13 protein-coding genes are annotated in these 13,817 nt (G+C 42.6%); 9 read left to right on the top strand and 4 right to left on the bottom strand.

Annotation, left to right across the window (positions count from 1 at the left end; translation table 11 throughout):
- Nucleotide 1 precedes the first annotated feature (1 nt).
- Entirely contained in the window at nt 2-421 is a 420-nt protein-coding gene (locus DB520_RS07695) for a hotdog fold thioesterase (RefSeq protein ID WP_114749108.1), read from the bottom strand.
- 56 nt (nt 422-477) lie between these two features.
- Here DB520_RS07695 and DB520_RS07690 point away from each other — a divergent pair, with 56 nt between their 5' ends.
- Entirely contained in the window at nt 478-1,104 is a 627-nt protein-coding gene (locus tag DB520_RS07690) for a histidine phosphatase family protein (protein WP_114749107.1), read from the top strand.
- Here the strand turns inward: DB520_RS07690 and DB520_RS07685 are convergent.
- The 3 genes from DB520_RS07685 to DB520_RS07675 form a co-directional block, all read right to left on the bottom strand.
- Nucleotides 1,101-1,529, bottom strand: coding sequence for a hypothetical protein (locus DB520_RS07685; RefSeq protein WP_157971978.1), 429 nt, complete (start codon nt 1,527-1,529; stop codon nt 1,101-1,103). The two genes, DB520_RS07690 and DB520_RS07685, sit on opposite strands and share 4 nt — an antisense overlap.
- 114 nt (nt 1,530-1,643) lie before the next feature.
- Nucleotides 1,644-2,411 (bottom strand): zinc ribbon domain-containing protein, encoded by a 768-nt coding sequence (locus DB520_RS07680; RefSeq protein WP_114749105.1) that lies wholly within the window; start codon nt 2,409-2,411, stop codon nt 1,644-1,646.
- A 3-nt stretch (nt 2,412-2,414) separates the two neighbouring features.
- Entirely contained in the window at nt 2,415-3,515 is a 1,101-nt protein-coding gene (locus DB520_RS07675) for a Nif3-like dinuclear metal center hexameric protein (RefSeq protein ID WP_114749104.1), read from the bottom strand.
- Nucleotides 3,516-3,559: 44 nt separating this feature from the next.
- Between DB520_RS07675 and lpxK the strand changes: the two genes are divergently transcribed.
- The 8 genes from lpxK to DB520_RS07635 all read left to right on the top strand — a co-directional run bounded on the left by lpxK (nt 3,560) and on the right by DB520_RS07635 (nt 13,809).
- The gene (gene lpxK / locus DB520_RS07670) at nt 3,560-4,633 is read left to right on the top strand and encodes a tetraacyldisaccharide 4'-kinase (RefSeq protein ID WP_114749103.1); all 1,074 of its coding nucleotides are present in this window, start codon (nt 3,560-3,562) and stop codon (nt 4,631-4,633) included.
- Complete coding sequence (locus DB520_RS07665) at nt 4,566-6,605, top strand: putative porin (protein ID WP_317047751.1); 2,040 nt, start codon at nt 4,566-4,568, stop codon at nt 6,603-6,605. The genes lpxK and DB520_RS07665 overlap by 68 nt, the downstream gene beginning before the upstream one ends.
- 193 nt (nt 6,606-6,798) lie before the next feature.
- Nucleotides 6,799-7,410 (top strand): tRNA-(ms[2]io[6]A)-hydroxylase, encoded by a 612-nt coding sequence (miaE, locus tag DB520_RS07660; RefSeq protein ID WP_198675266.1) that lies wholly within the window; start codon nt 6,799-6,801, stop codon nt 7,408-7,410.
- 74 nt (nt 7,411-7,484) lie between these two features.
- Nucleotides 7,485-8,729, top strand: coding sequence for an ABC transporter permease (locus DB520_RS07655; protein ID WP_114749102.1), 1,245 nt, complete (start codon nt 7,485-7,487; stop codon nt 8,727-8,729).
- A 9-nt stretch (nt 8,730-8,738) separates the two neighbouring features.
- Nucleotides 8,739-10,430: a GMC oxidoreductase gene (locus tag DB520_RS07650; protein ID WP_114749101.1), complete on the top strand. Its 1,692-nt coding sequence runs from the start codon at nt 8,739-8,741 to the stop codon at nt 10,428-10,430.
- Between the two features lie 204 nt (nt 10,431-10,634).
- Nucleotides 10,635-11,810 (top strand): hypothetical protein, encoded by a 1,176-nt coding sequence (locus DB520_RS07645; RefSeq protein WP_157971976.1) that lies wholly within the window; start codon nt 10,635-10,637, stop codon nt 11,808-11,810.
- Nucleotides 11,811-11,945: 135 nt separating this feature from the next.
- Complete coding sequence (locus tag DB520_RS07640; protein ID WP_394340933.1) at nt 11,946-12,428, top strand: transposase; 483 nt, start codon at nt 11,946-11,948, stop codon at nt 12,426-12,428.
- Nucleotides 12,429-12,861: 433 nt separating this feature from the next.
- The gene (locus DB520_RS07635; protein WP_114749098.1) at nt 12,862-13,809 is read left to right on the top strand and encodes a sensor histidine kinase; all 948 of its coding nucleotides are present in this window, start codon (nt 12,862-12,864) and stop codon (nt 13,807-13,809) included.
- Nucleotides 13,810-13,817 lie beyond the last annotated feature (8 nt).

Here is a 13,817-nt window from a genome sequence, read left to right as displayed (position 1 = left end):
GTCATTTACTAATTACCGCCATGGTAATCCGGCTGATACAAGTAAGCTTGTTTTCCTGATTAAAGATGTGAATTTGCCAAACCTGCGTCCTTTTTCCAAGGTGAACGGGCTTTACCACTCCCCTCACCTTTCCTTCTTTCACGCTTTTTATGTGATTGGCATTGATTTCAAGACCCACGCAATAGGCTTTTTCCCTGTCCACTACTAGGGTGCCTGCAATGCTTCCCAAGGTTTCAGCCAAGACAACGCTTGCCCCACCATGTAACAAACCCAGTGGCTGTTTGGTTTTTTCATTTACTGGCATTGTGGCCTCCAAATAATCCTCACCAACCTCGGTAAACTCTATGCCCAAATGCTCAACCATACTACCTTTGCTGAGGTTATTTAAAAAATCTAGGTCCAGATTTTTGTCAAATATCATATGATATGGGGCAAAAGTTTTATTTCTTTGAATTTTGATCCAAAAATAGTTAAATCTTGAGCAGTAAAAAAATTTTCGTCGTCAGGCACGGTCAAACCGATTACAATCTGAAGGGAGTGGTACAGGGAAGTGGTATTGATGCCCCCATCAACGAAAACGGTATCCAACAGGCCCAGGCTTTCTTCAAAAAGTATGGCCATATGGATTTCGATAAAATCTATTTTTCCGGGCTGGTCAGGACGAAGCAATCCATCGCGGGATTTATCGAAAAAGGAATTCCACATGAATCCATCCCTGAACTCAATGAAATATCCTGGGGAAAATATGAAGGTATGCCCATGAATCATGATGAAAATGAATATTACCACAACATGATTTCTAAATGGGCAAAAGGGCATCTTGATTTAAAAATCGAAAATGGCGAGTCTCCTTTAGATGTGGCCGAAAGGCTTGAGAAGGGGATGAAAAAGATATTGAGTGAAGACCACCAAAAAGTTCTCATTTGTATGCATGGAAGGGCGATTAGGATTCTTTTATGCGTATTGCTGAATTATGACCTGCGGTTTATGGATGTTTTTAGGCACCAAAACCTGTGTTGTTATGAACTTTCCCTACTGGGTGACAAGCAATTTCGGCTGGATGATTATAAGCCTTCCCCCTTTGAGGAGGAGAACGAACTTTAAAAAGTCAGGGTAATTGTTTGTGTGTTTTCGCTTTTCTTTTTTGCTAATTTTGGAGTTTCCGATGCCCCTGCATTGATCAGGGCCCTATAACTGTCCGAACAAGCCGAGAGATCGACTATCCTGTAGGCAATTTTTTCCAGTTCTAAAACTTTTCCGTTATCCAAAACAACAAGGGAGGCTCCCATATCGCTAACCGTCCAGTTTTTGTCTTGGACGGTCACAAGGATGGCCGCATCAGAATTGCCCCCAAAAGCCCTGGTTTGGAAAGACCCTAAAAAACTCATTTCCAAATGAGCCGCTCCGTGAAATTCCTGGGTTAATTCCTGCTGATTGAAAAGGATAAGGAAAGTCTTATCCTGCTTTTCCTTCGCGAAAGAAAGGCTTAAGGAACCAAACAACATTACTACACATAAAACCTTGCTCATAGATTGCCAATTTATATATAATAAATCTACGAATCAACTGAATGTTTGGATTCAATAATTAATTTTTATAATAAAAAAAAGCCCAATTAAAATTGGGCTTCTTCTTTATTTTTTTTAAGCTCTACTCCTTTTCCTTTTGGGAGTAGGTTCTTCTTCTATTTCATCCTCTACACCGGCGAATATCCTTCCGCAGTGCTCACAGACAATTAGCTTTTTCTTCTCCCTGATCTCTGCTTGCCTTTGTGGAGGCACTATATTGAAACATCCTCCACAAGCCCCCCTCTTCACCAATACAACTGCTAGGCCGTTTTTGGCATTCTTCCTTATTTTTTCGTAGGATTTGAGTAGCCTGTCATCCACTTTTTTGGCCGACTTTTCCCTTTCGTTTTTCAGTTTTGTCTCATCGGATTCGCTTTCTGCTACTAAAACATCAAGCTCGTCCTTCTTTTGGTCAAGGTCCTTTTGGCGGTCTTTCAACACCTCGTTTACCTCCTCGATGTCTTTCTCCTTCTCCTCAATCCTGACCTGAGCCTCACTGATTTTTTTCTTGGAAACTTGGATCTCTAGATCCTGTAGCTCCAACTCCTTGGTGATGGCATCATACTCCCTGTTGTTTCTGACGTTCATCTGCTGATCCTGGTATTTCTTGATCAGCTTTTCGGATTCCTTGATCGAATCTTTATACTTTTTAATCTCCTCCTCCAGGCTTTCAATGTCTCCATTAAACTTACTTAACCTGGTTTCGTATCCTACAATCTCATCTTCTAAATCTTGAACTTCTTCAGGAAGTGCTCCTCTTACTTTAAAAATGGAATCTAATCGGGAATCGATTTGCTGTAAATTGTGTATAGCTTCGAGCTTTTGTGCAACGGTACTTTCCATGTACTAAAGGTAACTTACGGGATTTGTGATCACTTTCGACAAATAGAGTGCAATATTAGGGAATTTTTTCGACAATATTTCCAATAATAGTTCTTTTGTGAAAAATTCACTTTCATAATGACCTATATCGGCCAAAACGATTTCCCCGTCAGCATCAAAAAACTCGTGATACTTTATATCTGAAGTGATAAAAATGTCTGCTCCCCTAGCCTTAGCGGCATTTAAAAGGAAAAAACCAGCTCCTCCGCACAAAGCCACTTTACGGATGGGACGGTCAATCAATTGCGTATATTTTATGGAACTTAAATTCATTTTTTGTTTTAGAAATTTGAGAAATTCCAAGGCTTCCATTTCAGTAGGCAGAAAACCAACCATACCTGCACCTACTTCCTGGTTTTCATTTTCCAGCTCATGCAAGTAATATGCTACCTCTTCATAAGGATGGGCTTGTTTCAAGGCTGAAACCACCTTTTGTTTCAGATAAGCTGGGAACATGATTTCAATGCGATTTTCTTCTACCTCCTCAGGCTTGTCATGTTTGCCAATGGTGGGATTGGCCTTGTCAGAGGGTTGAAAAGTACCAGTGCCGCCCACCCTAAAACTACATCCACTATATTCTCCGATCACACCGGCACCAGCTCGGTAAAGGGAATTGAGTACGGCCTGCGTATCCCCCAATGGCACAAAAGTAACCAACTTCATCATTAGCTGCAGCTTAGGAGCCAAAATCCCGGTCTTTTCCAGTCCTAATTTTTGGGCAATTTTAGCATTTACTCCATGGGCCACGTGATCAAGGTTAGTGTGTATGGCATAAATGGCCACCTCCTCTTTGATGGCCTTGATCACCGTCCTTTCCACATAGTTTTTCCCGGTAAGACTTTTCAACCCCTTGAAGATTATTGGGTGGTGTGCCACTATGACGTTGCAATTATTTTCCTTAGCTTCTTTTACTACTTCCTCGGTGGCATCCAGGCTGCATAACACCCCTCTTACTTCCATGGCGGGATCCCCAACCAGGAGCTGGGCGTTGTCATAACTTTCCTGGTAGGCCGGAGGAGCTATGGTTTCCAGATGAGCTATCAGTTCCCTTAATAAATAAGCCATATATTTGTCCTTGGTTTAAATTCAAATGTAGTAAATTTCAAGGAATGCGCCTTTCTGATCCACTGCTGATCCCTTTTTCTCTTATGTACAGGGCTGCCACAGACCTGCGCAACCACCTTTTTGACTTGGGTATCAAAAAAAGCAGTTCCTTTGAAATCCCCCTGATTGTTATTGGGAATTTATCGGTGGGAGGTACAGGCAAAACCCCGATGGTAGAATGGTTGATAACGAAGTTGAAGGACACCTACTCTCTGGCCATGTTAAGCAGGGGTTATAGAAGAAAAACCAACGGCTTCCAATTGGCCAATGCGCATACACGAGTTGAGGAAATCGGGGATGAACCCTTTCAGGTATTTCAAAAATTTCATCCCAATGTTAGGGTGGCTGTAGGGGAAGAAAGGGCGTTAGCCATTCCTATGATCCTCGCTGAGCATCCGGAAACCCAGGTCATATTGCTGGATGATGCCTACCAACACCGGTACGTGTCGGGTGACCTAAATATTTTGCTTACCACCTTTGATCGTCCCTTTTTCAGTGACCACCTCTTACCTTTAGGTAGGTTAAGGGAAAGCAGAAAGGGGTCTAATAGGGCTAACATCATTATTGTCACCAAGTGCCCAGACCAGATCTCTGCAGGAGAAAAGCAATATTTCATCAGGGAAATCCATAAATATGCCTCTGCCGGAACCCCGGTATTTTTTGCGGGGGTAAGGTACCATGCCCCTATCCCATTGTTCGAGAAGGGCAATTTCCCATCGAATGCCAAAAAAGTACTGGTTCTAAGTGGTATTGCCAACAATGAAAACCTGATAAGGACCGTTTCTAAAACGCATGAGGTTCTGGAAAACATTTCGTTTGCTGACCACCACCAATACAAAAAAGAGGATATGGAGTTGATCCAACGAAAATTCAGGGAGCACAGGATGGAAAACCCCGTTCTTTTGACTACTGAAAAGGATGCAGTGAAATTAAAGCAGCAGGAATTCCTTCCATATTTGAAAGAAATTCCGATTTTTGCCCTACCCATAGGCATGGATTTTAAAAAAGAAGATGCCACGGAAATTTTGTCCTTGGTACAACAATCAATTAGGAGAAAAAAATACAGCAGTGAGGTTTAAGGGAGGCTTACTCTTTTTCATTGGAATGATGCTTGGGGTATTCCCTGTATTTGCACAATTTCCACAAGGCCCACCCGGGGGGCAACAACAACCTATGCAACCTGGACAACAACAGCAGCAACAACCTAGACAAGAGCAGGAACAAGACCCCGACGCACCAAGGAGAGGACTCCTTGACGATTCCACTAAAATGGTATATGGGCCTAAAACTTCCCTTTATTATTATGAGAAGTTTATGCGCTTCAACAAGTTTGAGGAGATAGAAATAGACACCTCGCTTACGGGTTTCCACAATTATGAACCTGTTGCGGATACCTGGTACAAGTATCAGGATCTTGGGAATATGGGTTCTGCCGCCAAACCTGTTTTTTATGAAGCTCCTCGACAAATCGGGAGAACCTCGGGTTTTCATGCTTACGACTTGTATTATAACTCACCGGACAGCATGAAGTACTTTGATACAAAATCGCCTTACACACAGCTAGAAGCCTTCTTTGGGGGAGGTAACAGAAACAAACTGGACATTGGATTTGCCAGGAACATCACCCCAAACTGGAATGTGGGCTTCAACTATGGAACTCTAAGAGTCAGGAAAACCCTGAACCCCACTAGAAGGGATGATAATATGGTAGTAAATGACTCTTACAGCATGCACACCAACTATACCTCCGAAAATGAGAAGTATTTTTTGATGGCCAACTTTTCAAGGATGCGGCATGTGGTAAACGAACAGGGGGGCATTATTCCTCCGGAGATAGATTCTACATCGGTTTATTTCACCTATGAGGATTCCAAGGTATGGCTCCGAAATTCCAGGGCAACGGATCTTAGGCAGGATTACCACCTATACCACCAATATGAGATTTTGAAAGGCTGGCAAGCCTATCATATTTTTGACAAGAAAAAGCAGGAAGTACGTTTTTTCTCCAATTTAAACAGCACTGACGCCGAGTTTTTTAATGACAACCGCTTTATTTCTTCTGATACCACCCTTTTACACCACAATCCCGACAGCACCAATAACCACAATCATTTTTCCGAGTGGAGAAATGAATTTGGTTTTAAAGGGGATTTTGGACCTATTTATTACAATGCCTTTGTCAAGTTGAGGTTTGGCAGGATGGCAAGTGTTTTTTTTGAAGAAAACAATTCCTTTACCGAACTCTATCTTGGAGGTGCATTGCGAGGGGATATCAGTGAAAAATGGTCTTTTGAGGCCGAAGGGGAATATTTGATCCCAGATGGTTATCGTATCCACGGGTTGTTTAAATCACCATTCCTTGATTTGAGCTATACCAAGGCACTTTACCGGCCAACCTTGATGCAGGAAAGGTATAACGGCAACTTCTTCCGCTGGAACAACACTTATTCCAGTATTGGTGTGGACCAGGCCAAGGGCGTGATCAAGGTAGATGTTAACAACTGGCAATTTCGGCCCAACCTCACGATTAACCGCATAAACAATTATATTTATTTCAATGAGGAAATGATGCCGGAGCAGGCTACAGGAGAGGCATTTATGGTCATGCCCGGCGTTAATGCACACTTTGTGCTAGCCGAAAAGTGGCATTGGCAAACCGAGGCGGTTTATACGGTCATCACTGGTGGGGCTGCGGATAGTTTCAGAATCCCTAATCTGTTTGTCAATACCCGATTTTTCTTTGACGGCCCTTTGTTTGACGAAAACATTTACGTACAATTAGGGATAGAAGGCAGGTATAGAAGCGATAATTTTGCGGAAGCCTATATGCCTGCCACCCAGCAATTCCATTTGCAAAACACCTTTAATGTATTTGCTTATCCCGTAGTAGATGCTTTCCTGAATTTTAGAATTTCAAGAACAAGGGTTTTATTCAGGTATAATCACCTTAATGAGGGGATGATGAATCAGCAAGGTTATTTCGTGACTCCGGGTTACACAGGATTGAAAGGAATGCTGGATGTGGGGATTAGTTGGTCCTTTTTTGATTAAACATATTACCTATGAAATCGAGCCTGTCCTGACGGCAGTCAGGACATGACGCAAGCGACGCACGGAGGGATGATTAAGATTGCGAGATTCTCCCGAAATAAATTCCCCGAAACGAGTTCGGGGCAGGCAGGGACAGGCTCCCGAAACGAGTTCGGAGCAGGCTATATGGCCGTTGAAAAGAAAATATAAACACATGAATTGGCAAGAAAAAACCCAAGGAAAAATGCTCAGGCTGGAGCTACCTACTGATCCAAGATGGGTAGATGTGGCTAAAATGAGCATCGAGGAAATACTTGTAGACCATGCCTATTGTGAACAAAAAGCGGCATCTTCCTGTATCTCCCTCATTGTAAAGTTCCCTGAACTGGAAAAGCTGGTGGAGGTGCTTACCCCAGTGGTGGCTGAAGAATGGGATCACTTTCAGCGTGTTATTTCCCAGCTGAGGAAAAGAGGGCTTCCTTTTGGCAAACCCCGAAAGGACACTTATGTGGCAGAATTGATGAAGTTCATCAAAAAAGGGGGAAGCAGGATGGAACACCTTACCGAATACCTGCTGATGAATGCATTGATTGAGGCCAGAAGCTGCGAAAGGTTCAAATTACTTTGGAAAAATTTGGAAGACGAGGAACTTAAGGCATTTTATTATGAACTGATGGTATCGGAGGCGGGACATTATGTGAATTTTATTGATCTTGCTAAAACCTACTTCCCAGTAGAGAAAGTGGAAAAAAGATGGAAAGAATGGTTGATCTACGAGAAACGGGTGATGGAAAGCCTGGAAATAAGAGGGGATCGTATGCATTAAGGATAGGTCATGACCAGTGAAGGACATATCGAGAATTTTTCGTAGTATTAGCAATCGTATTCAACAGGGTCAGCATGAATCTTTTAGAAAACATTAAAGAAGCATTAAGGGCAGTTCAGTCTAATCTTCTCAGAACAATTTTGACAGGTTTGATCATTGCCATTGGGATAACCTCCTTAGTAGGCATGTTGACTGCAATTGATGCCATGAAAGCACAGATAGAGGAAAGCCTATCCGGTTTTGGTGCAAATAACTTTAATATCCGTGGCAAGTACTCTACAGGGGGAAGAGCAAGTTCCTCAGGACTGGCACCAAAGACCTTCACTCCGATATCCTATAGAGAGGCCTCCCAGTTCAAACAGGCATATAGTGAAAGGGGGGGGCTGACGGTGACTACCTCCATATCTGGAAGCGCTGAAATAAAGAGACAGTCCAAAAAGACAAATCCAAACACCTCCATCATTGGGGGCGATGAAAATTATTTTCTTATCAATGGTATAAGTATAGACCGAGGGAGGAACTTTAGCGAAGTCGAAATCCAGTATGGTAGCAATGTATGTATTCTGGGAACCGAAATTGTAAAATCCTTATTTGGGGATAGGGAAGATCCTATTAATAGCCACGTCAATTTCTATGGAAAAAGGTATCTAGTGGTGGGGGTTATGGAAAAGCAGGGAGGAGTAGGAGGAGACACTGGCAGGGACAGGACCCTTATTATACCCCTCCTCAATGCCAGAAACCTAGACAGGTCAGGTACTTTTAGATATACCATTACCGTGGGTGCTGCCGACCCTATTAAGATGGAATATGAAATGGGACAGGCTACCGGCATCATGCGAGGAATAAGGCAAGACAGATTGGGAGAGGAAGATTCCTTTGAGGTAGTTAAATCCCGCACAATAGGTGAAAGGCTGGAAGAAATTGCGGTTTTCCTCAGGATGGGAGGGTTTGGCCTCGGGTTTATTACCTTGTTAGGGGCTGCCATTGGGCTGATGAACATAATGCTTGTTTCTGTGACTGAAAGGACCAAGGAAATAGGCATCAGAAAGGCATTAGGGGCCACTCCTCTTAGAATCCGGCAGCAATTTTTGATCGAGGCTATTGTCATTTGCGTCTTGGGAGGTATCTTAGGGGTCCTATTGGGGATAGGAATAGGAAATTTAGTGGGTAATTTACTAGGACCTGGAGGGTTTCTGGTACCTTGGGTTTGGATGATACTATCTTTTATCATTTGCATACTGGTAGGCCTCATTTCCGGCTATATCCCCGCCTACAAAGCCAGTAAACTAGACCCCATAGATTCACTGAGATACGAATAATCAGACCAAATGAACGATCATACTTACGATGCGATAGTAGTAGGCTCCGGGATAAGTGGTGGCTGGGCTGCGAAGGAACTTTGTGAAAAAGGCCTCAAAACCCTGGTACTGGAACGTGGCAGGGATGTCAGGCATAGGGAGGATTACCCCACCATGCATACCCCTCCATGGGAATTTCCGCTTCGAGGAAATTTGTCTTTGGATGTGAAAAGGGAAAACCCGATTGTGTCCAAATGCTATGCGTTTAAGGATGATGCGGATCATTTTTTTGTAAAGGACAAAGAACACCCTTATATTCAAGAAAAACCCTTCGATTGGATCCGTGGATACCAGGTGGGAGGAAAGTCCTTGTTATGGGCAAGGCAGGTACAGCGGTGGAGCAAATACGATTTCGAAGGTCCTGCCAGGGATGGCTTCGCTGTGGATTGGCCCATCAGGTACAGGGATATCGCTCCATGGTATAGCCATGTGGAAAAATTCATAGGGGTGAGTGGCAATAAGGACGGACTGGAAACCCTTCCGGATGGGGAGTTTCTTCCACCTTGGGAAATGAACAAAGTGGAAAGGGAAATCCAACAGAGCATCATGTCCAGCTACAAGGACCGGAATGTAATCATCGGCCGTTGTGCTCATCTTACTAAACCCGCTGAACATCATGTTGCTCTTGGGAGGGGCCAGTGCATGGCCAGGAGCCTGTGTCAAAGGGGATGTCCCTTCGGGGCATACTTCAGCTCGAATGCAGCCACCCTACCCGCTGCTGCTGTCACAGGAAACCTAAAAGTACGCCCATTCTCTGTGGTACACTCCCTTATCTATGACGATCAAAAGGGAAAGGTGACAGGGGTAAATGTAATAGACTCCGAGACAATGGAGAGTACTAGCTACTTTGCTAAGCTGATCTTTGTCAACGCCTCTGCCCTGAACACTAATTTAATCTTATTGAATTCCACCTCCACCCGTTTTCCAAAGGGGCTGGGAAACGATAACGGCCTTCTTGGTAGATACATTGCTTTCCATAACTACAGGGGTAATATATCCGCATCCATGGACAAACACTTGGACTCCTACTATTATGGTAGAAGGCCTACTTCCATCATGATGCCCAATTTCAGAAATGTCAAAAAGCAGGAAATGGACTTCCTTCGGGGATACATGACCTTTTACACCGCTGGTCGCAAAGGGTGGGGCAGTGCCAGAGATGCTGATTTTGGGCCTGAATACAAAGAAAAAAACGCTGAACTGGGAGATTGGAACGTCTTTATGATGATGCAGGGAGAAACTATCCCCAAGTCAGAAAGCAGGGTAAGCTTGGACCCTGATAAAAAGGACAAATGGGACATGCCACTTCTGAAGGTAAATGTGGGTTATGATGACAACGATGAAAAGTCCCTAAAGGACTTTTTAGAGCAAGGGACGGAAATGCTGGAAAAGGCCGGCTGCTATAACATCAGGGGTTGGGACACCAAGCAGTCTCCCGGTCTGGATATCCATGAAATGGGTGGAGTCAGGATGGGAAGAGACCCGAAAACCTCGCTGCTCAATGGGTACAATCAAATGCATGCCTGTCCCAGCGTGTTTGTCACGGATGGGGCTTGTATGACCTCAACCGGCACCCAAAACCCCTCCATCACCTATATGGCACTTACAGCCAGAGCCGTTGACTTCGCCGTTAAGGCATTGAAAAGTGGGGCGTTAACCTGATTAATTGGGGAATTCAATAATGTTAGATTTTTTTATTGGCAAAACCCAAAATATCTGGGGAAGGCAATACATTGTTGATTTTAAAAAAAAAAATTTGAGGATGGCTAATTTTTTTGGATGACATTTTTCAATTTCTGCTATGTATAGGTAAAGACAAAAAATACTTTACCAATTATGACATCAACCTTTTTAACCCTCGTCTCTATGCTAAGTCATATGTGCTTTAGCTTGGTTTCCTTCTCAAACCCTAAAGAAGATGTTGTCAATGTGACCATGTCTGTTACCGACAAAGTAGAGGCTCCTGCTGTTAATACTGCATACATCACTCCTACAAATATAGAAGATTTGCAAAGGGTAGACATTAATGACCAGACCTTGAACATGACCATGGTCTCCCTAAATGTCCCTAACGGCTGGACATTGCATCAGGATATAGCCTCCAACCCCAATGGAACTGGATACTTGAAGTTTCTATTGGCTGTGGAAAGCCCCGAAGGAGAAGTTCAGGGATTTTTACCACTGATGATGAATTACAATTATACCCAGTCCTTCGGACAAGAAGGTGGCATGTACTTCGACCAATTGATTTATTATTTAATGCACTACTGTTCCAGTCCATTTTTGGAGAAATTTTCACCTGGAAGTCTCGAATCGGACAGAGAGGCTCTTCAAAAAGAAGAAGGTAGACAATTCCGGGAACATGCAGTATCATTCGCAAACATGGTAAGTCAAATGATGGGGGATCCGGTGGAAATGGATTTTGATATGGTCAGGTTAGATTTCTCAGCCTTTCGGAAAAACATCCCATACAAAGGGGTAATACGAGGAGCCAAACTAGGGGTAGTAGATAGTAACCCTTACTTGACCACTAAATTCGGAGTCGTAATTGGAGGTTTTGCGTTGGCTCCCGAAAATCTCTTTGCGCAGGCAAAAAATCGTGAGATTGACTTTAACATGGAAGTAAGCCCCAAATGGGAAGAGAGGAGAAACCAAATAATCAACATGGAAACCCAGCGCATGTCCCAAGACCACCAAGCCAGAATGGCTCAACAGCAACAGCAATTCAATGCCCATCAACAAAACATGGCTTCCATGAGACAAACCTACCACCAACAAAATCAGGCTTGGTATGACAGAAACTTCGGAAGCAGTGGCTCTGGCTCCTACTCCGGAAATGCCGCGGTCACCGATGCAATAACTGGCTATAGTAGCTTCAACGACCCATATACCGGCCAGCAGATCAAAAAAGAAGGTCATTACAATTACTGGTACACCAATGAGTTTGGCGAATACCATGGCACGGACGACCCCAATTTTCAGCCTGAAAACCATTATAGCGGTAATTGGAAGCCAATAAAGCCCCTAAAACCTGAACACTGAATAGCCTTGCAAAAATTAAAACCTAAATATGGCCGACGTCATTGGGATTAAACCAATCTATTTTATATCAATCCCCCTTAACGTAGGGTTTTCTTCAATATTCGTAACCCTCCGATAATCAAATGATAAGATAAAATATATTTTGTTAAAAACTCCGAAAAAGGCCCCGGAAGGCATTCAGAGGCTGAAAAAATACTGAGTTGCGGAATATCCAGGCATTGGTCCACGGTAATGGAAGGCGTGTTCGGGGACTACAAAAACCACTATGGGCTGAGGAAAATCAGGGGCAAAGGCGAGAAGAAGAAAAAGGTGATGGTTTTTCTCGCCACCATGACGGCCAACACCGTAAAGATTGCCATGCGAAAGGAGAAAAAGATATCCCCCCTGCTATCGGATAGGGCAGCCAGACTTAACCGGAAGCACATGGAAATGCCTTTCAAGGGACGGGTATGCCCGCACCCCAAAAAAGCCACTCCAAGAATAAGAAAACTCGATGAATTGTACTTTTTCCATGTCAAATGGACTTATGATGCCCCAACAAAACCAGGAAAAAAAGAGAACAAGGGCCAAAATAATCTCCTAATAAATAAGGTAAAACAATTTTCAAGGAAACCCTAGGTAGATGTAATGGAAAATAGTTGAAATTCTTTCATTTTGGATATTGGAAATCTACCATCCACTCCTATTGTTTACCATAAATGGAAAGGCAACCAAAAATTTAGCCATTTGAAAGGATTTTTTGGAACTGTGGCGTAATTTAAAAAAGAATGACATAAATTTAAACTATCTATATTTATCATATTTGGGATTTTCAAACCAAATTATAAAAATAATGGATATATCATTTATTGAATTAGAGCTTGAGGAGAACATCACACGGAGGGATGCCACAATACCTATCTAGGTAAAATGGGATGTTTCCTGAATCAAGTTTCCCAAATCCCGATAATTTTCGGAACCTAGGAAGGCTGGGGCAGGCTAATTAGCCTTTTTACAGTAAATAATCATTCACCTAAATGGTTTTTGGTTTTTAGAATTAAAGTTAAAACGAATGAAAATAAGTGTAAAATACACATTAGTTTATGTGCTTTTGGGAGTACTTTGGATTTTTTTTAGCGACAGGCTCATTGGATTTTTGTACAGTGGAAGTACCTACAATGAAATAGTGATCTTACAAAACATCAAAGGATTTGCCTATGTTTTTGCCACGGGAGCTGTTTTATTTTTTATGCTAATAAAACATGATAAACAACTGAAGGAAAAACTACTTTCAGTACAGGAACTCAACCAAGAAATCCAATCTCAACATCAACGTACCGAGCATGCCAAAAAAGAATTGGATCAATTGATTTTGGTAGCTTCCCACGAAATGCAGGTACCCCTTAGAATGATGAATGGGTTTTTAAATTTGTTAGAAAAAAGACTTGTTAGTCCAGATGATCCTAAATCTGTGCAATATATGGGCCTGATCAAAGGTGGAATGAGCAGCATGAAGCAAATAATGCTTGGATTGGTAAAGTACGCGACCATCTCTAAAAACATATATCCCAAGGAAAATATAAACCTTAAATCGAGCGTGGAGAAGGCCTTAAGGCTGAACGCCAAAATGATCCGGGAAACTAAAGCATATATTTGTATAGAAAACCTACCCGATGTAAAAGTGGTTAAATCCCATATGACGGAATTATTCTATCAACTTATCAACAACGCCCTTAAATTCCGAAAGAAAAGTATTCCCCTTAAGGTTTCTATTGGATTTCACGCCACCGAAGTGGAATGGACAATTTTCATTAAGGATAATGGGAGGGGAATTAGTAGCTCCCATATCAATAAAATATTTATATTGTTAAAGAAGCTGGAAACTGGTAAATTCATGGAAGGTTCAGGTATGGGTCTTGCTATTTGTAAGAAAATAGTAGAAGATGAAGGAGGGAGGATATGGGTGACTTCCAAAGAAAACGAAGGCAGTATTTTCTACTTCACCATTCCTAAACTTTAGCCTGAATA

It is taken from the genome of Pleomorphovibrio marinus, assembly GCF_003347495.1.
GTDB classification, from domain to species: domain Bacteria; phylum Bacteroidota; class Bacteroidia; order Cytophagales; family Cyclobacteriaceae; genus Pleomorphovibrio; species Pleomorphovibrio marinus.
Note: the sequence above shows the minus strand (reverse complement) of the source record. Positions and strands in the feature narration are given on the sequence as shown.

Coding starts and splice junctions, on each gene's coding strand:
- DB520_RS07695 (WP_114749108.1), bottom strand. CDS start 421: ATGATATTTGACAAAAATCTGGACCTAGATTTTTTAAATAACCTCAGC.
- DB520_RS07685 (WP_157971978.1), bottom strand. CDS start 1,529: ATGAGCAAGGTTTTATGTGTAGTAATGTTGTTTGGTTCCTTAAGCCTT.
- DB520_RS07680 (WP_114749105.1), bottom strand. CDS start 2,411: ATGGAAAGTACCGTTGCACAAAAGCTCGAAGCTATACACAATTTACAG.
- DB520_RS07675 (WP_114749104.1), bottom strand. CDS start 3,515: ATGGCTTATTTATTAAGGGAACTGATAGCTCATCTGGAAACCATAGCT.
- lpxK (WP_114749103.1), top strand. CDS start 3,560: ATGCGCCTTTCTGATCCACTGCTGATCCCTTTTTCTCTTATGTACAGG.
- DB520_RS07665 (WP_317047751.1), top strand. CDS start 4,566: ATGCCACGGAAATTTTGTCCTTGGTACAACAATCAATTAGGAGAAAAA.
- miaE (WP_198675266.1), top strand. CDS start 6,799: ATGAATTGGCAAGAAAAAACCCAAGGAAAAATGCTCAGGCTGGAGCTA.
- DB520_RS07655 (WP_114749102.1), top strand. CDS start 7,485: ATGAATCTTTTAGAAAACATTAAAGAAGCATTAAGGGCAGTTCAGTCT.
- DB520_RS07650 (WP_114749101.1), top strand. CDS start 8,739: ATGAACGATCATACTTACGATGCGATAGTAGTAGGCTCCGGGATAAGT.
- DB520_RS07645 (WP_157971976.1), top strand. CDS start 10,635: ATGCTAAGTCATATGTGCTTTAGCTTGGTTTCCTTCTCAAACCCTAAA.
- DB520_RS07635 (WP_114749098.1), top strand. CDS start 12,862: ATGAAAATAAGTGTAAAATACACATTAGTTTATGTGCTTTTGGGAGTA.